This is a genomic window from Actinomadura parmotrematis, from assembly GCF_019458805.1.
Classification (GTDB): domain Bacteria; phylum Actinomycetota; class Actinomycetes; order Streptosporangiales; family Streptosporangiaceae; genus Spirillospora; species Spirillospora parmotrematis.
This window is the reverse complement of sequence record NZ_JAIBOA010000004.1, coordinates 336,901-362,347: the sequence shown is the minus strand read 5'-3', so window position 1 is coordinate 362,347 and position 25,447 is coordinate 336,901. Positions and strand designations below refer to the sequence as shown.

Here is a 25,447-nt window from a genome sequence, read left to right as displayed (position 1 = left end):
CCATACTTTTCCCGGACGTAAGCGGATCATTACCACCGCGCAAGGCGCCCGCCCGGCCGCCCTCCTCCGCTGACCACCCGGTCATCGTCGGTTGAGATGCGGCGTGTTGGCCTCTTTCGATCTTCGAAGAGGCCAACACGCCGCATCTCAACGGGTGGTGACCGGGCGGTCAGGGGCTGATCAGGGGCGCATGCCGCCGTCGAGCCAGTCGCGGAAGAGCTGGACGCGGTCGGGCGGCCAGGCGCCGTCGCAGGGCATCGAGCCGTCGGCGACGCGCTCCAGGATCGCGCCGGCGTTCGCGCACACCTGGTCGTAGTCCCACAGGTCGAACGAGCGGAGCATCGAGTCGCGGTCCTTGTCGCGGAACAGCGGCTTCACGTGCACCGCGAAGCCGGGTTCCTCCAGGATGGGCAGGCCGCCGTCACCGGTCATGGACGCGGTCCTCCTTGCGGTAGGGGTCGGTGACGCCGCCGGGGCAGGCGAGGGCCCGCTCGTCGCAGGCGGTGAGGCGGGCGCCCGCGTCGTAGGCGCTGTCCAGGAACCGCAGCACCGTCTCGACGGGGTCGTCGCTCGTGCGGGCGTCGTCGTAGCGGAGCACGGCGAGGTGGCTGGAGCCGGAGTCGAGCCAGCTCGCCCAGTCGGGCCAGAGCCGCTGGTCGGCGAGGCCGGGCGGCTCGGGTGCGGTGTAGGAGTAGAACGCGGGCCAGGGCCGGTCCTCGTCGCCGAACCAGAACCCGGCGCTGATGACCTCCTGGCTGTAGGCCTCGCGGGTGACGGGGTCGGCGTCCGCGGGCACCGGGACCTTGCGGCCGGTGAAGCGGGTGACGGCGATGTCGAAGGTGTGCCAGAAGTGGTGGACGGGGCTGGTCTTGCCGGTGAAGTCGGCGGCGTAGCGCTCCAGCAGCCGGTTGACCTGCGACAGGATCCGCCAGTAGCGGTTGATCTGCGCGGGGTCGTAGTGGGCGTGGTGGGTGTCCTCGGCGAACGGGGTCTTGTCGGCGAGGTCGAACGGCACCGCGTGGATCTCCACCTCGACGCCGAGGGAGGCGAGCATGTCCATGAAGGCCGTGTAGAACGCGGCGACGGACAGGCCCGGCTCCAGCGGCAGCTCCTCGGAGCGGCCGTCGAGGCGGTCCACGACCAGGCGGTGGCGGACGAGGTCGAAGTCGACGCAGAACAGGGGCCCCTCGCCGAGCCCGCCCATGGGGCGGGTGGTGATGCCGCGGCCGGTGAGGTGGAAGGGGACGTTCCACCAGTGGTTGCGGCGGTCGCTGGCGGCCAGCCGGACCTTGCCGACGATCTGGACGTAGCGGTGGAAGGTCTCCTTGGCGGGGAGCCAGTCCTCCCACGGCATCTCGGGGAAGAGCTCGGTGTCCTCGGCGCGCAGCGCGGCGTCGTCGGCGGTCATGGGCGGTCCCTTTCGCGGGCGGCCTCGCGGCCGGTGGCGGGTGCGGCGCGGCCGACGCCGCCGGTGACGGCGATGTCGGCGACGGTGCCGCGGACGTCCAGGGCGGGCACGCCGTCGGCGTCCACGAGGACGCCGCCGTTGACGCGGACGGCGCCGCCCGCGGTGCCCGGCAGCAGGCTGATCCCGGTCGCCGGCAGCTTGCGGATCTCGCCCTTGACGAGGCTGTCGCCGGTGCCGCCGGAGGTGCGGACGCCGTTGAAGACCGTCAGGGCGCCGAACGGGCGGGAGAGCTGGATGCCGACGGCGGCGTCCCCGTGCGTGCGGATGCGGTCGAACTCGATGATGTCGATCGTGCCGTCGTAGAGGTTGAAGCCGCGGGCGCCGGTGCCGTGCGTCTCGATCGGGGCGGTGACGCGGAGCCGCCCGATGTCGCCGAAGTTCACGAAGCCGATGCCGCTCGCGCCGTGCGAGGTGAGCGGCGCGGTCGCCGTCCACACGTCGGCGCGGCCCCACAGGTCCAGGACCATGTCGTTGGCGCCGTAGGTGGTGACGGGCCCCTCGGTGAGGACCTCGCGGACCTCGGCGCCGTGCCCGACGAACACCCCGGCGGTGATGCGGTCGGCCGTGCCGGGCGCGAGGCCGCCGTCGCTGTGGATCTCGCCGGTGCGGAGCCGCACCGCCTCGACGCGGCCGCCGTCGCGCGTCCCGGACACGAACACCCCGCTCCCCCGGACGGGCGCGTGCGGGGCGCCCGCGGTGATGCGCGACAGGTCGGCGGTGAGCAGGGAGCCCTCGTCGGGCTGCCGGTTGTGCAGGGTGAACGCGCCGGGCAGCACCTCCACCCCGTACCCGGCGGGGCGGGGCCCGGCGGCGCGGGCGTCGGCGGCCTCCAGGTGCAGGCCGCTCACCACGACGTGGCCGGTGCGCAGGGCGCCCTCGGCGGCGATCTCGACGCGGCCGGCGACGGTGAGGTCGGCGAGCTCGACGGTCCCGAGGTCGGCGGCGGAGGTGTCGGCGGAGACGGCGGCGCGGTCGGGCGCGGTCTCCAGCCGCAGCCGGGCCAGGCGGTTGCCGCCGGTCAGGCGGATCCCGTCGCCGCCGGGCGCGAAGACCAGCTCGGCCTCGGGCCTCCCGGCGAGCGCCCAGCCGGGCGGCAGCGTCAGCGGCGGCACCCCCTCCAGCGTCCCGGCGACCTGGACCTCGGCGGGCGGCCCGCCCCGCTCCAGGACCTCGACGAGCTCCGCCACGCTGGCGACGCGGACGTCCACGGCGATCGACACACGGTCTCCTTCCCTCCCCCACGGCGTTTCCGCGTCCGGGCAAAGCCGCGCCCACGGCCCGGTCCGGTTCTCGGCCGTTTCGCCCGCCGGACGCGGCGGAGGCCGCCCCGCGGGTGCGGGGCGGCCTCCGGGTCGGGGACGGGGGTCGGGTCAGGCGGCGACGGGGGTGCGGGCGGGCTCCAGGGCCAGGTCCAGCACCTCGCGGACGTCGCTGACGGTGTGGACCGTCATGGTCTCCAGCACCTCGGCCGGCACGTCCTCCAGGTCCGGCTCGTTGCGCTTCGGGACGATGGCGGTGGTGATGCCGAGCCGGGACGCGGCGAGCAGCTTCTGCTTCAGGCCGCCGATCGGCAGCACCCGGCCGGTGAGGGACACCTCGCCGGTCATCGCGACGTCCGGCCGGACCGCGCGGCCCGACAGGAGCGACGCGAGCGCCGTCGTCATGGTGATGCCGGCCGACGGGCCGTCCTTCGGGACGGCGCCCGCCGGGACGTGCACGTGCACGCCGCGGTCCTTCAGGTCGCCGACGGGCAGCTCCAGCTCGGCCCCGCGCGAGCGCAGGTAGCTGAGCGCGATCTGCGCCGACTCCTTCATGACGTCGCCGAGCTGCCCGGTGAGGGTGACGCCGGTGCCGCCGGTCTCCTTGTCGGCCAGCGACGCCTCGATGTAGAGGACGTCGCCGCCCGCGCCGGTGACCGCGAGGCCCGTCGCGACGCCCGGCACCGCCGTGCGCTGCTCGGACTTGCTGAGCTCGGCCTCGGGGGTGAACCGGGGGCGGCCGAGGTAGTCCTTGAGGTCGGCGGCGTCCACCGTGACCGGCAGGCTCGCCTTCTCCAGCGCGACGTTCGCGGCGACCTTGCGCAGCACGCGGGCGATCGAGCGGTCCAGGGACCGCACGCCCGCCTCGCGGGTGTACTCGGCCGCCAGCAGCCGGAACGCGCCGTCGGTGATGGCGACCTCGCCGGCGGTGAGGCCGGCCTTCTCCAGCTCGCGGGGCGCGAGGTGGTCGCGGGCGATCGCGACCTTCTCGTCCTCGGTGTAGCCGTCGAGCCGCACCAGCTCCATGCGGTCCAGCAGCGGCCCGGGGATGGCCTCGACGACGTTGGCGGTCGCCACGAACAGCACGTCCGACAGGTCGAGCTCGACCTCCAGGTAGTGGTCGCGGAAGGTGTGGTTCTGCTCGGGGTCCAGGACCTCCAGCAGCGCCGCCGTCGGGTCGCCGCGGTAGTCGGCGCCGACCTTGTCGATCTCGTCCAGCAGCACGACGGGGTTCATCGACCCGGCCTCGCGGATCGCCCGCACGATGCGGCCGGGCAGCGCGCCGACGTAGGTGCGCCGGTGGCCGCGGATCTCGGCCTCGTCGCGGACGCCGCCGAGGGCGACGCGGACGAACTCGCGGCCCATGGACCGCGCGATGGACTCGCCGAGGGAGGTCTTGCCGACCCCGGGCGGGCCGGTCAGGGCGAGGACGGCGCCGCTGCGGCGGCCGCCGACGACGCCGAGGCCCTTGTCCTCGCGGCGCTTGCGCACCGCCAGGTACTCCACGATGCGCTCCTTGACGTCGTCGAGGCCGGTGTGGTCGGCGTCGAGGACGGCGCGGGCGCCGGCGATGTCGTAGGAGTCCTCGCTCCGCTCGTTCCAGGGGATGTCGAGGACGGTGTCCAGCCAGGTGCGGATCCAGCCGCCCTCGGGCGAGGCGTCGGAGGACCGCTCCAGCTTGTCGACCTCCTTGAGGGCCGCCTCGCGGACCTTCTCGGGCAGGTTCGCGGCCTCGATGCGGGCGCGGTAGTCGTCCTCCTCGTCCGCGGGGTCGCCGTTCAGCTCGGCGAGCTCCTTGCGGATCGCCTCCTGCTGCTGGCGGAGCAGGAACTCGCGCTGGGTCTTCTCCATGCCCTCCTGGACGTCCTTGCGAATCGTCTCGGCGACGTCCAGCTCGGCCAGGTGGTCGCGGGTCCAGCCGATGACGAGGGTGAGCCGCTCGTCGGTGTCGGTGGTCTCCAGCACCTGGATCTTCTGCTCGTCGGTCAGGTAGGGGGCGTAGCCGGAGTTGTCGGCCAGCGTCGACGGGTCGTCGATCTGCTGGACGACGTCCACGACCTGCCAGGCGCCGCGCTTCTGCAGGATGGCGCTGACCAGGCCCTTGTACTCCTTGGCCAGCTCCTGGGTGCGGCCCGTCGGGGCCGGGACGGCCTCCTGGACGCCCTCGACCCAGAGCGCCGCGCCGGGGCCGGTCGTGCCGGTGCCGATGCGGACGCGCGCCAGGCCGCGCACGACCACGCCCGGCTCGCCGCCGGGCAGGCGGCCCTCCTGCTCGACGACGGCGAGGGTGCCGACGCCCGCGTACTGGCCGTCCAGCCGCGGCACGACCAGCACCCGCGGCTTGGCGGACGCGCGGATGCCGGGGCCCCTGCTCTGCGCGACGGCCTTGGCCGCCTCGATCGCCGCCCGGACCTCCACGCTCTCCGACAGGTCCAGCGGAACGACCATGCCGGGCAGAACGACCCCTTCGTCCAGGGGCAGCACCGGCAGCGTCAGGGTTTCGCTCATGCTCAGCTCCAAGTCCTTCTCAGGACCCAACCTCAAGTTGAGTCATACACACTCAAGAAAGCGGAGCAGGATTTTGTTTCCGCGGCAACGTTCGCTCTGAGCGATCAGGCCGCGGGCGGCGGCCCTAAGGTGGCGACCATGCCGGTCTTCCCCTCGGACGCGCCGTTCCCGCTCGGCCCGCCGGAGCGCTTCCACGCCGTCCACCGGGGCCGCGAGTACCGGGCCTCCGCCGACGAGCTGGCCGCCGCGGCGGTGCTGGAGCCGGCCGCCGGTCCGGGCCTGCGCGTCGACCCGGCGGAGCTGGACGCCTGGACGCGCGACCGGATCACCTTCCGCTGGCGCGGCGAGCCCTTCGTCTACCGGGGCCACGACAAGGCGGCCGGCGTGGCGGCCGGCGACTACGCCGGCGCCGACCCGGACTTCGCCGCCGCCCACCTGCGCCGCTACGGCCGGCACCACCTCGGCTACCTCCCGCTGAGTGAGATCACCGACTTCGGCCGGGAGCAGGACGACCTGCTGGCCGTCCGCGCCGGCGAGGCCCGCACGCTGGCGTCCCTGGACCCCCTCGCCGGCGGGCTCACCTTCCTCGACCGGGGCGAGGCGTTCGAGCCGTACGCGCTGGACGGCCTGTGGGTGAAGTGCCGCCACCTGGGCGGGAGCCCGCTCGTCCGGTCCCACTGGATCCTGCGGACCGAGCCCTCCCCCGGCGGCGGCACGACCGGCTTCGTCAGCCTCCGCCCCTCGGCGCTCCGCGCCGCGCTCGCGTCCTGACCGGCGGGATATCCGGTCGCCGGGCGGGCGGCGGCCCCTGCCCGGCGAGAGCCGCTCCGGACGGCGGGGTCAGTCGCGTTCGGGGGGCAGGCCGAGGTCGCGGATGACCAGGGTGGCGAAGCCGCCGCGGGCGACGACGGCGAGCCAGAGGACCGGGACGAGCGCGAGGAGGCTGAGGCGGCCGAGGCCGCCCGCGAGCAGGGCGGCGAGGACGGCGAGGACGCCGATCCCGGCGGAGGCGACGCCGCCGATCAGGCCGGCGCGCAGCAGGCCGGGGCCGTCCGGGACGCCCGCGTCCGTCAGCCCGAACTGGTGCAGCACGCCCATGATCAGGCCGAGCGCGCCGAGGGCGACGGCGCCGGTGACCAGCAGGGTGAGGCCGAGGCCGGAGAACAGCGTGCGGCCGACCTGCGCGCCGAGGGCGCTCAGGTCGTCGACGCGGCGCGGTTGCGGGAAGAGGGCGTAGTCGCGGCGGTCGTGCGACAGGACGCGCCGCCAGCCCGAGCCGTCCCGGCCGTAGACGAGGACCGCCGTCATCGCCAGGGCGGGCAGCATGACCTGGAGCAGCGCCCAGCGGATGCGCCCGGCGACCAGGCTCCAGCGGGCGAGCAGGAACCCCGCCGCGACGAGCGCGAGCTCGGCGGCCGCGACGCGCAGCAGCAGCGGGCCGGGCAGCGTCGTGCGGTACTGCAGGCTCGCCCACTGCGGGTAGGCGTGCGCGACGTACACGCTGGTCGGGACGAACACGAGCGCGCCGTACAGGACGGCGAGGGCGAAGTGCCGCCCGCCCGCCGCGCCCTTCACGCGGGGCGCCCGGCCGGGCGGCGCGTCCCCGTCCGGCTCCGGCGCGCCGCCGCGCGTGCGGGCGCCGCGCAGCTGGTGGGCGGCGGCGAGGGCGATGCCCGCCCCGGACGCGTACGCCCAGGGCAGGTCGGCGCAGATCCCCAGCATGCCCGGCGGCCCGTCAGGCGCGGCCGCGGGCGCGGCGCGCCTTGAACGTGGCCTGGACGCGCCGGGAGGCCAGGCGCACGAGCAGGCGGCGCGGCGGGCGGCGGGCGAACCCCGGCGTCAGGTGGTGCAGGTCGGTGGCGAGGCGCAGGAACAGGTCGGCGAGGCGCTGGTCGCGGTGCGTCCAGCGGAACCCGTACTGCTCGCGGACGGCCGGCGGCAGCGTCGCCAGGGTCAGCAGCCGGAACACCCAGAGGGCGGGCGCGAGCGCGCGCAGCCTGGCGGGCCAGAGGACGGTGCGGGCGACCTCGCGGGCGGTGTCGCTCACCTCCAGCGCGGCGACCGTCTCGGCCATGTAGGCGTCGAAGGCGGCGAGGTCGGCGGGCTGCGCGCCGGGCGGGCAGCCGAGCACGTCGGCGACGAGGGTCGCCTCCCGGTAGTAGTCGGGGGCGAGGTCGCGCTCGTCGTCGCCGGGTCGCATCAGCTCGCGGTAGGCGAAGAGCGCCGAGTCGATCAGGGTGGCGTTCACCCAGACCTGGAGGCCGGCGTCGTTGCCGCTGTAGTCCGGCCCGGTGACGCGGTTGTGCAGGCCGCGCACGCGGGCGGCCATCCGCTCGACCTCCTCGGGGGCGCCGAACGTGGTGATCAGCAGGAAGTCCAGGGTGCCGAACAGCCGGGCGAGCGGCCGGTCGCGGAAGTCGCTGTGGTCGGCGACGCCCTGCGCGACGCCGGGCGCGGCGAGCTGGAGCAGCAGGGCGCGGCCGGCGGTGAGGCCGAGCAGCGGCTCGGCCGCCAGGTGCTGCAGCGTCGAGCGCTCGGCGAGCCGGGCGCGCAGGTCCTCGGTGAACACGGGGGGCATGGGGGCACCTCCTCGCCCCCAGTTCTACTCCCCTATTGACGTGACGCCAATAGCTTGGCGGCGGCGAGTCCGCCCGTCAGGTGAGAAGGCGGGCGGCCGGGCCGCGGCCGTCGGCGTCCTCGCCGGCGGCGCGCCGGGACTCGGCCGCCGACCAGGTGTAGACCCCGCGCGCCATCAGCGACGGCTCGGCGGCGGCGCGGGCCGCGTAGACCTCGGCGCGCACCGCGTGCAGCGCGGCGCTCTGCGGGTCGGCCTGGACGGCCATCTCCGCCAGGTGCGCGGCGAGCCGCAGGTCGCCGCCGTCGGCGGCCCGGCGGGCGGCGTCCGCGACGGCCGCCGCGCCGCCCGCGAGATCGGCGACGGCGCGGGCGACGTCGGCGTCGGGGGCGGGCTTCAGGCGCGCGGGGTTGCCGTCGTACCAGCCGCCGTACAGGCGCCACAGGTTGCGGACGATGAACTCCGGCTCGTCGTACTTGGCCTGGAGGTACACCCGGTCCGCCAGGTGCGCGGGCGGCCGGACCGCCTGCACGATCGCGTCCAGGCGGGCGCCGTCGTTCATCATCGCCAGGGTCTGCTCGACGATCGACTCCAGCCACTCGGCGGTCTCGGTGAGCGCCTGGTGGATCCGTCCGGCGCCGAAGACCGGCGCGCCGTGCGAGGGGATCATCACCTCGGCGCCGAGCGCGGCCATCCGGCGGAGCGCGTGCGCCCACTCGCGCGGGTAGCGCTGCACCTTCTGCGGGTTGCCGCAGTTGGGGGTGAGCCAGATGAACAGGTCGCCGGGCAGCAGCAGCCGGTGCTCGGGCACCCAGGCGACGGCCGCGTCGTCGGTCTCGCCCTTGGCGTGGAACAGCTCGAACGTCAGCTCGCCGCGGGTGACGGTGAGCGCGTCCCGGAAGGTGACGTCGGGGTCGCGGTACCCGGTCGGCCAGGTCAGGTCCGGCGCCTGGAACTGCCGCTGGTTGATCACGGCGTTGTAGCCGTTGGTGAGCCGGTAGCGGTCGAACCGGTCGCGGACGGCCTCGTGCGCGACGACCTGGACGCGCGCGCCGGGCTCGGCGTCGAACGGGCCGAGCCCGAAGACGTGGTCGATGTGGCCGTGCGAGTAGAACGCCGTCGTCAGCGGGTCCCGCGACCAGGCGCGCACGTTGGCGTGCAGCTGAGCGGCGCCGAGCGGGCTGCCGGTGTCGAACAGCAGCAGCTCGCCGCGGGTGCGGAACGCGACGGTGTTGCCGAACCCCGGCTGCCAGCCGAGGCCGCCGGCGATGTCGACGACGCCCGCGCCGCCCATCCCGGTGTGCACGATGCTGTCGTCGGTCTCGCCGCGCCAGACGCGGTCGGCGTAGTCGCGGATGTCGAGGTCGTCGCCGGTGCTCATGGGGATCACCCTGCTGGGCGGTGCCGTCCGGGGCAAGGGCCGCCCGTCCCACCCGCCCGGGGCCGCCGCTGTGACATGTCACAATGCGGGGCGGGAGGGAACGGACATCGAGGACGAAGAGCTGCGGCGGATCGCGGCCGGTCTCGCGGCGCGGTGCGAGGGCCGGGTGAACGCGCTCGCGCGCGAGGTCGCCGAGCGCCGCCTCGCGGTGCTGCCCGGCTACAGCGGCCTGCCGCGCGACCTGCGCGACGTGGAGGTCGCCGCGACGGCCCGCTTCGCCATCCGCCGCTTCCTGGCGGGCGCGGGGGGCGTCCGCTCCGCCGAGGACGGTCTCGCGCCGTTCCGCGAGCGCGCGGCGCAGCGCGCCGAGGAGGGACTCGACCTCGGGACGCTGCTGCACACCTACCACCTCGGCGCCGAGGCCGTCTGGCACGCGCTCTGCGAGGAGGCGCGGCCCGGCGAGGAGGAGGCGCTGCGCTGGCTCGGCGCCGCGCAGCTGCGCGGCCTCGGCCGGGTGGTGGCGGCCGTGGCGAGCGCCTACCAGGCCGAGCAGGCGGCCGTCCTCGCCGACCGCAGCGAGGCGCTGCGGGAGGTGGCGCGGTCGCTGCTCGCCGGCGAGGACGCGGCCGGCGCGGCCGCCCGGCGCGGCGTCCCGCTGGCCGCCGCCTACCTCGTCCTGCACCCGCTGCCCACCGGCGAAGGCGAGATCGCCGACCGGCGGCTGCTGCGCCGGATGCGCGCCCGCCTGGACGGGCTCGCCGACGAGCCGCCGCTCACCATCGCCGACGAGCGCGGCACGTTCGTCCTGGTCCCCGTCCCGGAAGGGGACGCGCCGCCTTTGGCGGAGCCGGGAGACGGGGAGGCCGCCATCGTCGGTGCGGCCCGGTCGCGCGGCGTCGCGGACGTCCCCGCCGCGGCGGGGCAGGCCGTCCGGGTCGCGCGGGTCGCGCGGGCGTCCGGCCGTCCCCCCGGCCTCTACCGGATGGGCGACGTGCTGCTGGACTACCACCTGAGCGGCGCCACCGACAGCGGCCCGGCCGTCGCGGCGCTGCTCGACCCGCTGGACGGCCGCCCCGAGCTGCTGGCCACGCTCGGCGCCTTCACCGCGCAGGACATGGACCGGCGCCGCACCGCGCGGGCCCTCGGCGTGCACCCGAACACCGTGGACAACAGGCTCGCCCGGGTGGCGCGGCTGACCGGCGCGGACCCGCGCACGGCGCGCGGCCTGCTGCTCTGCGCGGCGGCGCTCGCGCTCCGCCGCCTCGGCTGATCTTTCTCGCGTACCGGCATCCTCGGGGCAAAGGGCCGGGCCGGCAGCGGAAACTCCGTTGACCTGGGTTTACGCCCCCTTGCCGGTGGCATACTCTCCGCAACGAGATCGTGACAACGGGTGAAGGCGGAGGGCGGGGGACGGCAAAGTCCCCCGGCGCCGGGCCCGGGGCCGAGCGGGAGGTGCGATCGTGCGGAGCGGAACGCCGGTGCGGAAGGCCCGCACCGCTCGGACACGGCCGGCGCCGCTCGGCCCCGCCGCCCCCGCCGCCGCGGGCACCGTTCCCGGCCTCGCCCGCATGCTCGTCCGGACGGCCGAGGGCGTTCCCCGCCCGCCGCACGTCGCCAGGCATCGGCCCCCCACCTCCCGGGTGCCCGTGACCGGTGCGGCGCGCGGGGACACACCTCGGGTCCTCGGCCGTCCCGGACCCTCCCCCGCCGCCTCCCGGCCCGCCGCGCCCCCCGCGCGGCGCCGGGCCCGGCGGGGGCACCGGACGGGCCTGCCGCCGCGGGAGCGCGGTGCGGCGGCAGGCCCTCTCGCCTCGCCGCCCGCCCGCGGGGCCGCCGCGCCCCGGCGGGCGGCGCACCACCGGGCACCGGCGCCGCACGCCTCCGCGGCGCCGCCGCCCCCCGCCGCCGGGCCGGCGGCCCCGCCCGACCTCGGCGCCGCCGGCCCGGCCGCCCCGCTGGAGATCCGCGGGCGCCGGTGACGGCCGCACCGCGCAGCGACCATCGCGCAGCATCCATCACGAGAGGGGGGTGACCAGGACAGCGACCCGAACCGGCGCCCGCCGGACCCCGCCCGGACGGCCCGGGCCGACGTCACGACCCCCGTTCCCCGGGCCGCCCGGAACCAGCAGCGCCGATCGCTGCCGGGCCCGGCCCGGGCAGGTGACACCCCACCTGCCCGGGCCGGGCCCGTTCCGTCCCGGCGCCTCAGAGGCGGCGGCGCCAGATCTGGCCGTGGATCTCGTCGCCGAAGCGCCGCACCGGCTCCTCGCGCTCGGCCAGGACGAACCCGGCGCGCTCGTAGAGGCGGTGGGCGGGGCGCTGCAGCGCCGTCGTCCACAGCATGATCTCCGCGTAGCCGGCGTTCCCGGCGAAGTCCAGGCACGCGTCCACGAGGGCGCCGCCGACGCCGGCGCCGCGCGCCGACGGCTCGACGTGCAGCAGCCGGAGCTGCGCGACGGCCTCCTCCCGCCGCACGCAGAACACCGCGCCGGCCGGTTCGCCGCCGACCTCGGCGATCCAGGCGTTCTCGCGGGCGGGGTCGTGCCCGTCCACGTACGCGGCGACGACGGACGCGACGAGCGCCTCGTAGGTGCGGTCCCAGCCGCATTCGGCGGCGTAGAGGGCCCCGTTGCGCTGCACCACCCAGCCGAGGTCGCCGGGGCGCAGGCCGCGCAGCGCGACCGGGCGCGGGCCGGGCGCGCCGCCGAGGACGCCGGTCACGGTGCCCATCGCGGCGACGAGGCGGCACCGGTCGTCCTCGCCGAGGCCCTCCAGCAGGGCCGCGACCTCGGCCGAGGAGCGCTCGTCCAGCAGCGCGGCGACCTCGCGGCCGCGCGCGGTGAGGCGGGCGGTCTGCCGGCGGGCGTCGGCGGCGGAGCGGCCGCGCTCGACGAGGCCGTCGGCCTCGAAGCGGGCGAGCATGCGGCTGAGGTAGCCGGCGTCCAGCCCGAGCGAGCGGCGCAGGTCCAGGGTCTCGGCTTCGGCCCGCTGCGCGAGCTCGAACACCACCCGCGCCTCGGTCAGCGAGTAGGGGGTGTGCACCAGCCCGTCGCCGAGCACGCCGATGACGCCGGTGTAGAAGCGGTTGAACGTGCGGACGGCGGCGATGTCCGCGGTGGGGACGCCCATGGCCCCGCCTCCCTCGCGAAGTGTTTGACTCAGTCAAACATAGGCGGGGCGGGGCGGGGCGCGGAAGGGCCGGCGGCTACTTCGACAGCTTCGCGCCGGTCGGCGCCTTGGCCGGAAGACCGCGCTGCGCGCGGGCGAGTTCGGTCGCCTCCCGCACGATCTTGCGCTCGATGAAGAACGCCAGGAAGGGGACGAGTCCCGCCGACACCATGACGAGCATCTTCTTCAACCCCCACCTCGCCTTCGTCCACAGCAGGTAGGAGCAGACGAGGTAGACCATGTAGAGGAAGCCGTGGATCGGCGAGACGATGCCCGACAGCGTCGGGTCGCCGCCGATGTAGCGCACCGGCATCGCGACGAAGACCAGGATCAGCAGCATCACGCCGACGACGAGCGCCATGACGCGGTACCGCTTGATGGCACCTTCCACGGGGTCACACCTTTCTCAGCGCGCCGGGCGCGGCGCGTCAACACGGGGCGGCCGGCGCGTGCGGGCCGGCCCGGGGCGGGGTGCCGGGCGGTCAGTCGCGCCGGTGGGTCTCGCTGTTCAGCCGCGCCAGGTAGCGGTTGTAGGCGGCGAGCTCGGGGTCCTCGGCCTCGTGCTGCCGGATCAGCTCGCGCGTCACCGCGGCCCCCGCGGGCTCCTCGATGACCTGCGGCTCCTTCGGCTTGCCGTCGGACGCCAGGTCGTCGCGCATCATCTTGATCCACATGACCACGACGAAGATCGCGAAGAGGGGCCACTCGAACGTGTAGCCCCAGCTGCGGTCGTTGCCCGCCTGCGCCCGGTCGAACTGCCACCATCCGAACCCGAGGAACGAGACGAAGAGCACCACCGCGATCGCATGCAGGCCGAGCCAGCCGGGGGTGAAGAACCTGCGCACGTCACCGAGCGTACCCCGGTGCCCGCCAAGCCCGTGCCCGCCCCCGGCCAAGCGGCCGTCCGCGTCGCGGCGGCGCCCGCGCGGGCGCGTCAGGCGGGGACCGGCGGACCGGTGTAGACGGCGCGCGGGCGGAGCGGGGAGCGGCGCGCGTACTCCTCCAGGGCGTGCGCGAGCCAGCCCGCCGTCCGGGCGATCGCGAAGACCGCCTCGCCGGCGCCCGGCGCCGTCCCGGCGGCGGCGCCGAGCGCGGCGACGGCGAAGTCGACGTTGGGGGCGGGCAGGCGCCGGGCGGCGGCCGCGGCGAGCACGGCGTCGGGGACGGCGAGCCGGTCCGGCGCGGCCGCGCGGACGAGGTCCATGAGCCGGCCGAAGCGCGCGTCGCCCTGCTTGTAGACGGGGTGCCCGAAGCCGGGGATCCGCTCGCCCGCGCGCAGCCGCGCGTCCACGGCCGCCGCCGCGCCGCCGGGGTCACCGCCGATCTCGGCGAACAGCCGCTCCACCCCGTACGACGCCGCCCCGTGCAGCGGCCCGCTCACCGCGCCGATCCCGGCGGCGGCGACGGCGTAGGGGTCGGCGCGGACGGACGCGGCGACGCGGGCGGCGACCGTCGAGGCGGCGAGCTCGTGGTCGGCCAGCAGGATCATCGCGGCCTCCAGTGCCCGCCGCAGGCCCGGCCCGGCGGGGTGCGGGCAGAGCCGCGCCCAGAGCCGCCCGGCGATCGAGCCGTCGGGCGCGCCGGGCTCGGGGCCGAGGACGGGCAGGGCCTCGACGAGGCCCGCGACGAGGGCGCGGCCGGTCGCGGTGACGCCCGCCGGGTCGAGGCGGTGGCGGCCGGGGTCGGTGATGCCGAGGACGGCGACGGCGAGCTGGAGCCGGTCGAGGGGCAGCGTCCCGGCGGGCAGCGCCGCCTGCGCGGCGGCGACGGCGGCGCCCGCCCCCGGCGCGGCCCGCCACTCCCCCGCGCCGTCCCCGTCCCCGCCCGTCCAGAGCCAGGCCGCGACCTGCTCGAAGCGCAGCGCGCCCGCCATCTCCAGGACGTCGCGCCCCCGGTAGTAGGGGCGGTCGCGGCCGAGCGCGGTGATCGCCGACTCGATGGCCGGCTCGCCGGGGCCGGGCGGGCGGCGGGGCTTGCCGCGCCGGGCCAGCTCCTCGACCTGGGCGGCGTCGAACAGGCTGCGCCGCCCGTCGGGGGCGTGGCGTCGGCGCAGCACGCCGCGGCTGACGTAGGCGTACAGCGTGGCGGGCTTCACACCGAGCCGCTCGGCGGCGGCCGCCGCGTCGATCCACTCCCCGGCCTGGTCCTTCTCGCCCATCCCCACCCCGATACATTGATTTTGATCAATATTGATACATGTGCCGCACGGTGTCAATCTGAAGCCATGCCTCAGATCCACTTCCTGGACGTGACCAACCGCGACGGCGTGCAGACCGCGCGGACCGGCCTGTCGAAGTTCGGCAAGACGATGGTGAACCGCTACCTCGGGCGGCTCGGCGTCGCGCAGTCGGAGATCGGGTTCCCGTTCCTGTTCCACGAGGTCCCCTACGTGCGGGCGCAGGTCGCGCTCGCCGAGGCGGGCGCGTTCGGCGGCCTGCGGCTGTCGGGCTGGTGCCGGGGCGTCGCGGCCGACGTCGAGAAGGCCGTCCCGCTCGGCCTCGCGCACTACAACCTGTCCATCTCGACCTCGGAATACATGATCGCCAACAAGTTCCGGGGGCGGCTGGACCGCGCCGCGATCGTGACGGAGATGGTCGCGGCGGTGCGCGCCGCCAAGGACGGCGGCGCCGCGACGGTCGGCGTCAACGCCGAGGACGGGTCGCGCACCGACGACGGCTTCCTCACCGAGTTCGCGCTCGCCGCCAAGGAGGCCGGCGCCGACCGCGTCCGGTATTGCGACACCATTGGAGGCGACACCCCGGGGCGCATCAGGGAGCGGTTCGCCGCCTTGGCCGCCGCCGTCGGGATGCCGGTGGAGACGCACTGCCACAACGACCTCGGGCTCGCCGTCGCCAACTCCATCTCCGGGGCGCTCGGCGACCTGGAGGCCGGGCAGGACGCCTGGATCAACACCTGCGTCAACGGCGTCGGCGAGCGCGCCGGGAACGCCGACCTGCTGTCGTGCATTCTGGCGTTCCGGCACGGGTTCGGGCTGGACGCCGATATCGGCGACCCGATCGACCTGTCGTGGGCGCGGCGGTTCGCGCTCTGGGCGTCCTACGCGCTCGGGCAGCCGCTCCCCTACAACCAGGTCGGAACGGGCCGGAACGCGTTCGCGCACGAGTCGGGCATCCACGCCGACGGCGCGTTGAAGGACCACGGCAACTACGAGCTGTACGACGAGGGGACGCTCGGCCCGTTCCCCGACGACTGGCACGCCCGCGAAGGACGGGTGGTGCTGACCGGGGAGTACGGCGGCAAGGCGGGGTTCCGGCACGTCATGGACGGTCTCGGGATCGAGCCGGTGGACGAGGGGCTGTCCTTCAAGCTCGTGCAGCTGTGCAACGCGATGACGGGCCGCCCGCTCACCGACGACGAGCTGCGCCTCATCGCGGAGTACCCGCGCGAGCTGGCGCTGCTGTTCCCCGCCGAGCTCGGCTGACGACGGGTTGATCGTCTTCTGTGGCGAAGCGCCGCGGAATGTCGGGCCCGTCCTCTAGTTTCTGCGCCATGGCGACCACGGCAGGCCCGGCCCAGGGCTACAGCTACGCGCGCCCGTCGGGACTGGCCGGCGGCGTCCTCGACCTGGCGACCTCGGGCGGCACGACGCTCGCGGGCCCGCAGGCGCACCCGCACTTCTTCAGCGGCGTGCTGACGCGGCCCGCGCCCGCCGCGGCGGCGCTGCTCGGCCTCGCCGACGTCGCGCGCACCCGCTACTTCCAGCCGCGCCCGACGGGGTTCCGCGATCCGGTGGTGACCTGCAACGGCGACCGGCTGCGGCTGGAGTCGTTCTCGGCGTGCGGCGGCGTCTACGCCCGCCTGGACGTGCTCCAGGCGGGCATGGACGGCGAGGTGCGCGAGCGCGGCACGACGAACGTGGACGTCAACGGCCCGCTGCGCGAGGCGCTCGCCCGCGTCGGCGGCGGCGACCCGCTGCACTTCGCGGTCGGCGCCGAGGAGCTGGTGGTGACGACCGGCGACGGCGCGGTGGTGGAGAAGAAGGTGCCGCTGCCCGACCGGTGGCTGCGGGGCTTCGCCGAGGTGCAGGTCATCACCGCCGGGTTCGACCCGCGCGCCGAGCTGGCGGCGGCGGACGCCGTCCGGTTCCTGCGGGCGCTGCCGGCGCGGACGCGCGGCCCGATGTGGGCGGTGCCGGCCGGGCGGACGCTGCGGCTCGGGTCGCGGCCGGTGCCGGGCGCGGTCTGCCTGCCGGGCGCCGAGCGGCTCCGCACGATGCTGCCGCTGCTGCGGTTCGCCACGGGCCTGCGCGCCTACGGGCCGCCGGCGACGGCGGCGTCGGGGCCGCTGTCGAGCGTGTGGGAGCTGGAGCTGCCGGGGATGCGCTACGTCCTCGCGCTGTCGCCGGAGACCGACCGGGGGTTCTCCGGGGAGGGCGCGGTGCTGGACGCGCTGGCGGGCGACGAGGTCGCCGCCGACGCCGACCTGCTCGGCGCGCTGCTGGCGTTCGAGCCGCGCGTCGAGCCGGACCTGCTCGCCGAGCGGTCGGGGCTGGACCTCGCCCGCACCCGGGCGGCGCTCACCCAGCTCGGCACGTCGGGGCGGGTGGGGTTCGACGCGGCCGAGGCGGCGTTCTTCCACCGCGAGCTGCCCTACGACCCGTCCCGGGTGGCGGCGCTGAACCCGCGCCTGCGGGCCGCGCGCGAGCTGATGGGCGCCGTCCGGTTCACCGCGCCGGACGTGGCGCTCGTCCCGGGCAGCGACCAGGACCGGCAGGTCCGCTTCACCGGCGACGCCGCCCGCTGCACCTGCCCGTGGTGGGCGAAGTACCGGGGCGACCGCGGCCCCTGCAAGCACGTGCTGGCCGCCCGCCTGGTCCGCGACGGCGCGGCCGTCCCGGCGGGGGGTGCGCGGTGAGCCTCTGGGACGAGATCCGCGCGGCCGTCGCGCGCGGCGACGCGCAGCGGGCGGGCGCGGCGATCCGCGCGGCGTCGCCCGCCGAGCGGAAGGCGGCCGGCGCCGAGCTGGCGCCGTTCCTGCGCGGCCTGGCCCGCGAGGGGGTCTTCGACGAGGCGGCGCCGCTGCACGTGGCGGGCGCGGCGTGCCTGCCGGGCGCGGCCGCCGTCGCGCAGTGGGTGACGCGCCGCGAGATCCGGTTCCGGTCCGGGGGCCGGCCGCTGGAGCTGCACACCGCCCTCATCCTGGAGCTGCTCGCCGACCGCCCCGTCGAGTGGCGCGCCGACGTCGCCGCGCGCATCGCGGCGCGGCTGCGCCCCGCCGACCTGCTGAACTGGCGCGGCGACGGCCTCAAGCCGACCTGGCACCTGGCCGCCGCGCTGGTGCGCGACACCGGCGCGCCCGCCCCCGCCGACGAGGGGTTCGTCCTCGGCTGGGCGGCGTTCACCGACCCGCGCCACCTGGCCGGCGACCCGTTCCGGGAGGCGATGCTGCCGCTGCTGTTCGAGCACGAGAGCGTCGGCCGGCTGCTGGAGGGCGACATGGTGTGGCACCGGGCGCTCACCCACCGGTCCCGCCGCGCCGACCGCGCCCTGCTCGTCGACGGGTGCGTGTCGCGGTTCCTGCGCGGCGGCGAGCCCCGCGACCTGCGCTGGTTCACCCGCCTGTTCGAGGCCCTCGCCATGACTCCCGACGAGGCCGCCGCGCGCGCCCGCGACCTGGTCGCGGTGCTGCCCGGCGCGCCCGGCCCCGTCGTCGACCTCGTGCTGCCGCTCGTGCGGGGCGTCCCCGGCCTGGACGACGCGGCGTTCACCGGGGCCGCCGAGGGCGTGCTGTTCCGCTCCGAGAAGAAGATCGTGCGGGCGGGTCTGGCGTGGGTCGCCAAGGAGGCCCGCACCCGGCCGGACGCCGCGCTCACCGCCCTCACCGCCGCGTTCCGGCAGGACTCCCTGGACCTGCTGGACCGCGCCGTCGCCATCGCCGAGCAGCACGCCGAAGCGGCGTCACCCGAAACGCGGCGGGCCGTCCGGGACGCCGCGACGGCGCTGCCGGCGGCGTTCCGCGACCGGATCGCCGCCGCGTTCGGCGCGGTGGAGGCCGGGCCGGAGGCGCCGGCGGCGCTGCCCGCCTGGGCGCCGCCCGGCCCGTTCCCGGTGATCGGCTCCCTCGCCGAGCTGGAGGAGGCGATGGACGGCGTCCCGCACTGGGCGCCCGCCGTGGCGGACCAGGAGCGCCTGTTCGACGGGCTCGTCCGGTTCGCCTACGAGCACCCCGAGGAGGTCGGCAAGCTGGTGAACCGCGTGACCGCCGACACCGGGAACTGGCTCGGCGGCGTCCTGACGGGCGTCCGGTACAGGACGCACCTGCCGCTGCCGCCGCTGTCGGAGTTCTGGCAGCGGCGGGTGGCGGAGCTGCCGTGGCTGGTCGGCCGGGTACCGGTGCTGCTGGCGACGCCGACGTCGGTGACGGGCCACGTCGACCCGGACGTGCTCGCCGAGCGGCTCGCCCGCTACGAGGCGGCGGGCCTGGAGCCGGGCCCGGCGGACCTGGAGGGCGCGCTGCTGCGCCGCCCGCGCACCGCCCCCGGCGTCCCCGGCGACCCGGTGTTCCGGGTGCCGCCCGGGAGTCACCTGCCCGAGCTGGTCACGGCCGTCCCCGAGGGCGGCCTGCCGTTCACCGCGCCGCCGCGCGGTCCCGACGAGGTCGACGACGACGGCGACATGGAGGGCTGGCACCTGCTGGTGCCCTCCCACCGGGAGATCGCCGCCGCGCACCTGGTGCCGTGGATGAAGGAGTACGCCGAGACGTGGGTGTTCGACGTCCACTTCGGCGAGGTCCTGCTCACCCTCGCCGACGCCGACGGCCCGGTCGGCCCGGCGATGGCGGCGGCCCTCGCCCGCGGCCTGGTCTTCGACCGCCGCGAGGCGCGGGCGCACGCGACGTCCGCGCTGATCGTCCTGGCCTCCCGCGGGCAGCTCGACGGGACGCTGCTCGGCACCGCGCTCGCCGGCCTGCCCGAACCGCGCCCGAACCGCGTCGCCCCCTGCCTCGCCGACCTCGCCGCCGCCGGCGCCCCCGGCGAGGCGTTCGCCGCGATCACGACGATGCTGCCCGCCCTCTGGCCCGCCCCGGGCACGCGCGCCGCCGCCGGGCTCCCCGACCTCATCGCCCTCGCCACCACGACCGCCGTCCCCGGCACCCCCGTGCCCGGCCTCGCCGAGGTCGCCGCGCGCGGCGGTTCTTCGCGTCTGGTGCGCGAGGCGGCCCGTCTGCAGGAGGCACTGGCGTGAACGTGTGGGAAGCGGGCGATGCCGAGGCCGTCGCGGACGCCGTCCTGGCGCTGGACGCGGCGGGTCGCAAGGCGGTCGCGGCGGATCTGCCGGGGGTCCTGCGGGCGCGGCCCCAGGAGCGGCAGGCGCTGCTGGTGGCGGGGGCGGGCACGATCGGCGGGGCGGCGGGCGTGGCGGCCTGGCTGCGGCGCCGCGAGTTCGCACCGTGGTCGGCGCCGGTGCTGGTGCGGGCGGTCCTGCGCGTGCTGGCGGACCGGCCCGCGCCCTGGCGCGCCGACCTGGCCGGCCGCCTCGCCGCCGGGCTGCGGCCGGGGTCGGGGCGGTCCGGGACGTGGCGCGTCGCCGCCGGGATCGTCGCGGCGGACGGGCTGCCCGTCCCGCTGGACGACGCCTTCGTCCTCGGCTGGGCGGTGCACGACATGGACCGGCTGAAGCCCGCGGACGACCCGTTCGCGGCCGCGCTGATCCCCCGCCTGTTCGAGGTCGACGGCGTCGGCCGCCTCTGGGACGGCTACCTGCGCTGGAGCCCGGCGCAGGAGCGCTACGACCGCGAGCTGATCGCCGTGGCGGACCGCGAGATCCTGCTGGACGGCTGCCTGTCGCGGTTCCTGCGCGGCGGCACCGCCGGGGAGCTGCGCTGGTTCGTGCACTTCCACGGGCTGCTGGCGCCGTCGGCGGAGGAGTCCGCCGCGCGCGTCCGCGACTACGTGCGGCTGCTGGCCGCCGCGCCCGGGCCCGTCGCGTCGCTGGCGCTCGCCGAGGTCCGCGCGGTGGACGCGGTGGCGCCGCTGGACGCCGCGCTGTTCGGCGAGGCGGCGTCGGCGCTGGCCTTCCGGCCGGAGAAGAAGCTCGTGCGGGCCATGCTGGACTGGGTGCGGGACGGGTCCGCCGGCCGCCGCGAGGCCGCCGCCGCGGCCGTCGAGCCGGTCCTCGCGCACGACGACGCGCTGCTCCGCGAGCGCGCGGCGAAGCTGGCCGCCGAGCTCGGGGGCACCGCCCGGCCCGTCGCCGACGTCCCGGCCTTCCCGCCGCTGCCCGCCTACGTCCCGCCCGCGCCGCTGCCGCCGCCGATCGCCTCGCTGGACGAGCTGGCCGGCGAGATCGGGCCGCCGCTCGACCCGTGCGGGCTGGAGCGCCTCCTCGCGGGCCTGGTCGAGCAGGTCCACCGCGACCCGGACGGCACCGCGCGGGCCGTCGCGGGCGCGGCACCGCTGGACGACTGGTACTTCTTCAACGAGCCGGCGGGCTGGGTCCGCTTCATGCTGGCCCGCTTCTCCGGGCACGACACCTACCCGCCGCGCCGGACGATGCCGGGCGAGCGCCTCCCGCCGCTCCAAGGGTTCCTGTCCGAGCGGTTGCAGGAGGCGGCGCGGCTGCTGGGCGAGGCGCCGCTGCTGCTCGCCACGCCGACCGCCGCGTCCGGGCACGTGGACCCCGATGTCCTGGCCGAGCGCCTCGACCGCCTCGCGGCGGCGGGCCGCCGTCCCGGCCCCTTCGACCTGGCGCAGGCCGTGCTGCGGCTGCCCGCCGGGACCGACCCCGCGCCGCTGGCGTCCCGCCTGCCCGCCCCTTACGTGGCGTGGCTGGAGGGGGCCCGCGACGACGTGCGCGTGCTCGCGCTCGTCGCGGGCGGCACCGCGCAGGCGGTGATCGAGCCACCGGACGGCGCGCCCGACGCCCTCGCGCCGCTGTTCGACACCGCCTGGCCGCCCTACGAGGCGCGCCGCGCGCGCTGGCAGGGGCTGGACGTCGCCTGGTGGCCGATCCTGCTGCCCGGCCACCGCGAGGCGGCCGCCGCGCACCTGCTGCCCGCGCTCGCCGACGACACCGACCGCGAACGGCCGCTCGCCACGCCGCTGCCCGCCCTCGCCGAGGCCGGCGGCCCGGCGGGCGGCGCCACCGCGGCCTGCCTGGCGCACGGTCTCGGCGCCCGCGACCAGGCGGCCCGGTCGGCGGCGGTCGACGCGCTGCTCTCCCTCGCCGCCCGCGACCTGCTGCCCGCCGCGCAGATCGGCGAGGTCATCGGCGGCGTCGCCCTCAAACCGAACCGGCTGGCGGCGGCCCTCGGCGAATGCGCCGAGGCGGGCGCGCACGTCCAGGTGCGGACCGTCCTGCGGGCCGCCCTGCCCGGCCTGCTCACCCGCCCGAAGGCGCCCGCCGGGCTGCCCGACCTGCTCGCCCTCGCCACGCGCGTCGCCGACCGCTCCGGTTCCTTCCCCGAACTCGACGCCGCCGCCGCACGCGGCGGCTCCTCGCGCCTCGCCCGCGAGGCCCGGCGCCTGAAAGAGGCCCTCGCATGACGGGCATCATGGACACGATGACCGACACCCTCGCGTTCGCGACGGCCGAGACGCCCCTCGGGCCGCTGCTCGCCGCCGTCACCGGCGACGGCGTCGCCTGGCTGGACTTCCGCGACGGCCCCGACGCCCGCGCCCGCGCGGTGCGGGCACTGCGCCTGCCCGTCGTGGCCGACCCGGCCCGCACCGCCCCCGTCACCGCCGCGCTCGCCGCCTACTTCGCCGAGGAGGCCCGGGACTTCGACGTCCCCCTCGACTGGCGGCTGTACTCGCCGCTCCAGCGGCAGGTGCTGGAGACCCTCTACACGACCGTCCCCTACGGCGCCCTCACCACCTACGGCGAGATCGGCACGCGCAGCGGCGCGGGCGTCCCGGCGCAGGCCATCGGGCAGGTGATGGGGAGCAACCCGATCCCGCTGATCGTCCCCTGCCACCGCGTGGTGTCGTCCACCGGCCTCGGCGGGTACAGCGGCGGGTCGGGCGTCGAGGTCAAGCGCTGGCTCCTGATGTTCGAGGGCGCCCTCCCCGCCACCCTCGACTGGGACCCCGCCGAAGGCCCCCGCTCCTAGGCGAGGCCGCGCGGACCCGCACGCCCGGCCCCCATCGGCTCCCCTCAGCGGGGAGCGGCCGCTCCCCCGTACGGGCGAACCCGCCGACCCCGATGGGGGAAGCGCGGGGCGGCGGCACGTCGGGATGCTCGTGGACGACCAGAAACTGATCTTCATGGAGGTCGTCGTGGCCCTGTCGCCCACCCATCCGACCGCGGAGCGGACGGCCGCGCGCGTGTCCCCGTGGCGCACCGTCCCGGGAGTCCCGCGCTGGGCCCGCTGGGCCGCGCACGGGGCGGCGCTGGTGAACGTGCCGTCCGGGCTGTGGCGGATCGGTCTGGCCTGCGGGCTCGCTTTCGGGCTGGCCGACTCGGAGCTGCGGGCCCTGCACGCCCCTGGCTGGGGATCGCTCTACCTGGTCGGGCTGTCCGCGCTGGCCGAGGTCTTCGGGTTCCTGGCGCTCGGGCTGGTCCAGCCCTGGGGCGAGACCTGGCCGCGCTGGGTTCCGCTCGTGCGCGGCAGGCGCGTGCCCGTCCTCGCCGCCACCGTGCCCGCCGCTCTCGGCTCCCTCATCACCACGGTCTACGGGGTGCTGTTCGTCTACACCAACTTTCACTCGCAGATCGACGCCGCCCCCTGGGCGAAGGTACTGATCCAGGTGCTCTACGCGCCCGTGGTGCTGTGGGGCCCGCTGCTCGCCGCCGTCACCGTCCACTATCACCGGCGGCGCAGCGCGAAGGCGGCCGGGCGGGCGATCTGACGAGCGGTCCGCCCGGACGCGGAGCCGCCCGCCGCTGGGGGCGGAGGGCGGCTCGCGGGGTGGGTCAGGTCAGGAGTTTGAGGATGGCGGCGACGTCCAGGTCGGTCAGCTTGTCGCCGCCGGGGATGCGGTAGCCGGGCGGGAACTGGATGCGCGGCGTCAGCAGCGTCACCGGCGCCGGGGCGGTCTTCGACGGCTCGGGGTTGCTGGAGCTGCGGGCGCGGGTGGAGGACGCCGGGGTGGACGTCGGCGTGGGCGTGGTCGTGCCCGCCGGCAGCACCGTGACGGCCGTGACGGCGGCGTCCTTCTCGAACCGGCCCGGGTTCGCCATCGACCCGAGGTCGTACATCATGATGGACGCCGCGTCGTAACCGCCGAGGTCCGCCCAGTCGCCGCTGTTCAGCGCGTCGAGGGTGTGCTGCTCGCGGAACTCGGTGCTGCCGGTGAGCACCGAGATCAGGTCGGCGCGGAGCGGGAAGGCGCTGTGGAACTGCTCGTGGCCGAGGCCGAGGCAGTGGCACATCTCGTGGTGCAGCGTCTTGTAGGCGGCGACGCCGAACGCGTCGTTCTCGTGGTAGCTGATGACCTGCGGCACCGTCCCCGTGCAGCCGATGGCCGACTCGCCGGCGGTGGAGTACTGGAACGTCACCTGCGCGGTCCCGCCCGAGGCGACCGGCGTGAACACGGTCGTGCCGACGCGGGTGTTGAACTTGCCGATCCCGTCCGCCAGCCACTTGTCGCCGGGCTTCCCCGAGCCCGCGACCGCGTAGGTGATCGGCCCCTTCCCCCAGGTCTTGACGTTCTTCTTGACGACGGCCATGCCCGCCTCCCCGTGAATACGATCAGTGAACGTGCGTCCACTGTGCGCAAAGTAGGACGGAAAGGGAGCTGATCGGCAGGGGTGTGACCCATGCCGGACAGGTCCCGGAACGGCCCGCTCCGGGGCTTGCCGCGCGCGGCTCCCGGGCGTATCGCGCGCCCGGAGGGGCCGCGCGGAGTTACCGACGGGCCGTCGGCAAACGTAGGATGGGGGCGTGCCGAGGATCAGCGAACCCACCGTCGCCGAGCACCGCGCCCGCCAGCTGCGGACGCTGCTGGACGCCGCGCGCACCCTGGTCGCCGAGGAGGGCATCGAGGCGCTGTCGCTCGCCGCGCTCGCCCGCCGGGTGGGGCTGTCGCGGCCGAGCCTGTACGAGTACTTCCGCTCCAAGGACGACCTGGTCGCCGCGATCGTCGAGGAGGAGCTGCCGCGCTGGGCGGCGCTGACGGCGCGGGCGCTCGCCGGCCCGCCCGACCTCGTCGGCAAGGTCGAGTCCTACGTCCGCGCGCAGCTGGTCATCATGACCGACGGGCGGCACGCCGCCGCGGTCGCGCTCGCCCAGCACGCCCTCGCCGAGCCCGCCCGCGAGCGCATCCGCGACGGCCACGCCCTGCTGCTGCGGCCGCTGATCGGCGCGCTGGAGGAGGCGGGCGTCCCCGACGCCGAGCTGCGCGCCGAGCTGGTGCAGGGCATCGTGGACGCCGCCGCCGTCGCGGCGCAGCGCCGTCCCGGCCGGGCCGCCGCCGTCATCGACGCCGCCGTCGCCCAGGCCGTCCACGGCCTCGCCGCCGGGGGCGCCCCGTCCTGACGCGCCGCCGCGCCCCCGGCGACGGCGGTCAGGCGGCGGCGGTCAGGCCAGGGCGCGCAGGTCGAGGGGGCCGAAGACCCAGGTGCCGGGCGCGGCCGGGTCGTCGCCCGCCCAGAACTGCGCCCACAGCAGGGTGAACTCCGCGCGCGACAGGTGGCCGTCGCCGTCCAGGTCGAGGCGGTCGAAGGTGGCGTCGGTGTCGGTCGGCCGGCCGTTCCACGCCTCGATGAGGCGGCGGTACTCCGCGCGCGAGACGCGGTCGTCGCCGTTCTCGTCGACGGCCTCGAACATGGCCTCGGCGGTGGCGGCGACGGCGTCGGGCATCTCGGCGAGGTGGTCGACGACGCGCAGCACGTCGGCGGGCGAGACGCGGCCGGGGTGGCGGGTGTCGGCGGTGGCGGCGAGGGTGTCCCACCAGCCGGTCATCACCGCGTGCAGCCGGGCGTGCTCGGGCGTTCCCGGCGGGGCGCCGCGGAGCGCGGTCCAGCGGGCGGCGAGCGTGGCGAAGTCGGCCTCGGTGAGGTAGCCGTCCCCGTCGCGGTCCATCGCCGCGAACACCAGAGCGATCTTGCTGTACTGGAAATCACTCGCCATGCGGGCCTCCCGGGAAGCATGTTCCCCAGGTGATCTCCGGGGCGCCATGGGCACCG

Annotated in this window: 22 protein-coding genes; 9 read left to right on the top strand and 13 right to left on the bottom strand. The window is 76.5% G+C overall.

The genetic code is table 11. The features are described from left to right. Positions 1 to 180: 180 nt before the first annotated feature. The 4 genes from K1Y72_RS09095 to lon form a co-directional block, all read right to left on the bottom strand. Positions 181 to 432: a hypothetical protein gene (locus K1Y72_RS09095; RefSeq protein ID WP_220165071.1), complete on the bottom strand. Its 252-nt coding sequence runs from the start codon at positions 430 to 432 to the stop codon at positions 181 to 183. Then, on the bottom strand, positions 422 to 1,408 hold the full coding sequence (locus K1Y72_RS09090; RefSeq protein ID WP_220165070.1) for a DUF5996 family protein: 987 nt from the start codon (positions 1,406 to 1,408) through the stop codon (positions 422 to 424). Before K1Y72_RS09090 ends, K1Y72_RS09095 begins: the two co-directional genes overlap by 11 nt. After that, complete coding sequence (locus K1Y72_RS09085; RefSeq protein WP_220165069.1) at positions 1,405 to 2,688, bottom strand: hypothetical protein; 1,284 nt, start codon at positions 2,686 to 2,688, stop codon at positions 1,405 to 1,407. The genes K1Y72_RS09090 and K1Y72_RS09085 overlap by 4 nt, the downstream gene beginning before the upstream one ends. Before the next feature lie 150 nt (positions 2,689 to 2,838). After that, a complete protein-coding gene (lon, locus tag K1Y72_RS09080; protein ID WP_220165068.1) occupies positions 2,839 to 5,235 on the bottom strand; it encodes an endopeptidase La in 2,397 nt (798 codons plus the stop codon). A 138-nt stretch (positions 5,236 to 5,373) separates the two neighbouring features. On the opposite strand from lon, the gene K1Y72_RS09075 reads away from it, so the two are divergent. After that, on the top strand, positions 5,374 to 6,006 hold the full coding sequence (locus K1Y72_RS09075) for a hypothetical protein (protein WP_220165067.1): 633 nt from the start codon (positions 5,374 to 5,376) through the stop codon (positions 6,004 to 6,006). A 69-nt stretch (positions 6,007 to 6,075) separates the two neighbouring features. On the opposite strand, the gene K1Y72_RS09070 is transcribed toward K1Y72_RS09075, so the two are convergent. The 3 genes from K1Y72_RS09070 to K1Y72_RS09060 all read right to left on the bottom strand — a co-directional run bounded on the left by K1Y72_RS09070 (position 6,076) and on the right by K1Y72_RS09060 (position 9,191). Continuing rightward, complete coding sequence (locus K1Y72_RS09070) at positions 6,076 to 6,957, bottom strand: hypothetical protein (RefSeq protein ID WP_220165066.1); 882 nt, start codon at positions 6,955 to 6,957, stop codon at positions 6,076 to 6,078. Positions 6,958 to 6,970: 13 nt separating this feature from the next. After that, on the bottom strand, positions 6,971 to 7,813 hold the full coding sequence (locus K1Y72_RS09065; RefSeq protein WP_220165065.1) for an oxygenase MpaB family protein: 843 nt from the start codon (positions 7,811 to 7,813) through the stop codon (positions 6,971 to 6,973). A gap of 76 nt (positions 7,814 to 7,889) precedes the next feature. Next, entirely contained in the window at positions 7,890 to 9,191 is a 1,302-nt protein-coding gene (locus tag K1Y72_RS09060) for an alkyl sulfatase dimerization domain-containing protein (RefSeq protein WP_258572117.1), read from the bottom strand. Positions 9,192 to 9,357: 166 nt separating this feature from the next. Here K1Y72_RS09060 and K1Y72_RS37050 point away from each other — a divergent pair, with 166 nt between their 5' ends. Further along, positions 9,358 to 10,461: an RsbRD N-terminal domain-containing protein gene (locus tag K1Y72_RS37050; protein WP_220165064.1), complete on the top strand. Its 1,104-nt coding sequence runs from the start codon at positions 9,358 to 9,360 to the stop codon at positions 10,459 to 10,461. 935 nt (positions 10,462 to 11,396) lie between these two features. Here the strand turns inward: K1Y72_RS37050 and K1Y72_RS09050 are convergent. The 4 genes from K1Y72_RS09050 to K1Y72_RS09035 form a co-directional block, all read right to left on the bottom strand. After that, complete coding sequence (locus tag K1Y72_RS09050) at positions 11,397 to 12,320, bottom strand: bifunctional helix-turn-helix transcriptional regulator/GNAT family N-acetyltransferase (protein ID WP_220165063.1); 924 nt, start codon at positions 12,318 to 12,320, stop codon at positions 11,397 to 11,399. A gap of 76 nt (positions 12,321 to 12,396) precedes the next feature. After that, the gene (locus tag K1Y72_RS09045; RefSeq protein ID WP_220165061.1) at positions 12,397 to 12,750 is read right to left on the bottom strand and encodes a DUF3817 domain-containing protein; all 354 of its coding nucleotides are present in this window, start codon (positions 12,748 to 12,750) and stop codon (positions 12,397 to 12,399) included. A 91-nt stretch (positions 12,751 to 12,841) separates the two neighbouring features. Next, a complete protein-coding gene (locus K1Y72_RS09040) occupies positions 12,842 to 13,204 on the bottom strand; it encodes a hypothetical protein (protein WP_220165059.1) in 363 nt (120 codons plus the stop codon). Positions 13,205 to 13,293: 89 nt separating this feature from the next. Further along, on the bottom strand, positions 13,294 to 14,517 hold the full coding sequence (locus tag K1Y72_RS09035; RefSeq protein ID WP_220165057.1) for a citrate synthase: 1,224 nt from the start codon (positions 14,515 to 14,517) through the stop codon (positions 13,294 to 13,296). Positions 14,518 to 14,583: 66 nt separating this feature from the next. Between K1Y72_RS09035 and K1Y72_RS09030 the strand changes: the two genes are divergently transcribed. The 6 genes from K1Y72_RS09030 (at position 14,584) to K1Y72_RS09005 (ending at position 23,169) form a co-directional block, all read left to right on the top strand. Continuing rightward, positions 14,584 to 15,801, top strand: coding sequence for a LeuA family protein (locus K1Y72_RS09030; protein WP_220165055.1), 1,218 nt, complete (start codon positions 14,584 to 14,586; stop codon positions 15,799 to 15,801). A 68-nt stretch (positions 15,802 to 15,869) separates the two neighbouring features. Next, on the top strand, positions 15,870 to 17,234 hold the full coding sequence (locus K1Y72_RS09025) for an SWIM zinc finger family protein (RefSeq protein ID WP_220165052.1): 1,365 nt from the start codon (positions 15,870 to 15,872) through the stop codon (positions 17,232 to 17,234). Beyond that, entirely contained in the window at positions 17,231 to 19,564 is a 2,334-nt protein-coding gene (locus K1Y72_RS09020; RefSeq protein WP_220165051.1) for a DUF6493 family protein, read from the top strand. Before K1Y72_RS09025 ends, K1Y72_RS09020 begins: the two co-directional genes overlap by 4 nt. Next, entirely contained in the window at positions 19,561 to 21,864 is a 2,304-nt protein-coding gene (locus K1Y72_RS09015; RefSeq protein WP_220165049.1) for a hypothetical protein, read from the top strand. Before K1Y72_RS09020 ends, K1Y72_RS09015 begins: the two co-directional genes overlap by 4 nt. Then, on the top strand, positions 21,861 to 22,430 hold the full coding sequence (locus K1Y72_RS09010) for a methylated-DNA--[protein]-cysteine S-methyltransferase (protein WP_258572115.1): 570 nt from the start codon (positions 21,861 to 21,863) through the stop codon (positions 22,428 to 22,430). The genes K1Y72_RS09015 and K1Y72_RS09010 overlap by 4 nt, the downstream gene beginning before the upstream one ends. 130 nt (positions 22,431 to 22,560) lie before the next feature. Next, on the top strand, positions 22,561 to 23,169 hold the full coding sequence (locus K1Y72_RS09005; RefSeq protein WP_308286962.1) for a hypothetical protein: 609 nt from the start codon (positions 22,561 to 22,563) through the stop codon (positions 23,167 to 23,169). A gap of 64 nt (positions 23,170 to 23,233) precedes the next feature. Here K1Y72_RS09005 and K1Y72_RS09000 read toward each other — a convergent pair whose 3' ends face one another. Next, the gene (locus K1Y72_RS09000; RefSeq protein WP_220165047.1) at positions 23,234 to 23,989 is read right to left on the bottom strand and encodes a M12 family metallopeptidase; all 756 of its coding nucleotides are present in this window, start codon (positions 23,987 to 23,989) and stop codon (positions 23,234 to 23,236) included. A 214-nt stretch (positions 23,990 to 24,203) separates the two neighbouring features. On the opposite strand from K1Y72_RS09000, the gene K1Y72_RS08995 reads away from it, so the two are divergent. Next, positions 24,204 to 24,797 carry a TetR/AcrR family transcriptional regulator gene (locus tag K1Y72_RS08995; protein ID WP_220165045.1) on the top strand — a complete coding sequence of 198 codons (594 nt, stop codon included), beginning with the start codon at positions 24,204 to 24,206 and terminating at the stop codon, positions 24,795 to 24,797. Positions 24,798 to 24,839: 42 nt separating this feature from the next. On the opposite strand, the gene K1Y72_RS08990 is transcribed toward K1Y72_RS08995, so the two are convergent. Continuing rightward, entirely contained in the window at positions 24,840 to 25,391 is a 552-nt protein-coding gene (locus K1Y72_RS08990; RefSeq protein WP_220165043.1) for an EF-hand domain-containing protein, read from the bottom strand. Positions 25,392 to 25,447 lie beyond the last annotated feature (56 nt).

Coding starts and splice junctions, on each gene's coding strand:
- K1Y72_RS08990 (WP_220165043.1), bottom strand. CDS start 25,391: ATGGCGAGTGATTTCCAGTACAGCAAGATCGCTCTGGTGTTCGCGGCG.
- K1Y72_RS09050 (WP_220165063.1), bottom strand. CDS start 12,320: ATGGGCGTCCCCACCGCGGACATCGCCGCCGTCCGCACGTTCAACCGC.
- K1Y72_RS09095 (WP_220165071.1), bottom strand. CDS start 432: ATGACCGGTGACGGCGGCCTGCCCATCCTGGAGGAACCCGGCTTCGCG.
- K1Y72_RS09070 (WP_220165066.1), bottom strand. CDS start 6,957: ATGCTGGGGATCTGCGCCGACCTGCCCTGGGCGTACGCGTCCGGGGCG.
- lon (WP_220165068.1), bottom strand. CDS start 5,235: ATGAGCGAAACCCTGACGCTGCCGGTGCTGCCCCTGGACGAAGGGGTC.
- K1Y72_RS09025 (WP_220165052.1), top strand. CDS start 15,870: ATGGCGACCACGGCAGGCCCGGCCCAGGGCTACAGCTACGCGCGCCCG.
- K1Y72_RS09000 (WP_220165047.1), bottom strand. CDS start 23,989: ATGGCCGTCGTCAAGAAGAACGTCAAGACCTGGGGGAAGGGGCCGATC.
- K1Y72_RS09075 (WP_220165067.1), top strand. CDS start 5,374: ATGCCGGTCTTCCCCTCGGACGCGCCGTTCCCGCTCGGCCCGCCGGAG.
- K1Y72_RS09030 (WP_220165055.1), top strand. CDS start 14,584: ATGCCTCAGATCCACTTCCTGGACGTGACCAACCGCGACGGCGTGCAG.
- K1Y72_RS09090 (WP_220165070.1), bottom strand. CDS start 1,408: ATGACCGCCGACGACGCCGCGCTGCGCGCCGAGGACACCGAGCTCTTC.
- K1Y72_RS09060 (WP_258572117.1), bottom strand. CDS start 9,191: ATGAGCACCGGCGACGACCTCGACATCCGCGACTACGCCGACCGCGTC.
- K1Y72_RS09035 (WP_220165057.1), bottom strand. CDS start 14,517: ATGGGCGAGAAGGACCAGGCCGGGGAGTGGATCGACGCGGCGGCCGCC.
- K1Y72_RS09065 (WP_220165065.1), bottom strand. CDS start 7,813: ATGCCCCCCGTGTTCACCGAGGACCTGCGCGCCCGGCTCGCCGAGCGC.
- K1Y72_RS09010 (WP_258572115.1), top strand. CDS start 21,861: ATGACGGGCATCATGGACACGATGACCGACACCCTCGCGTTCGCGACG.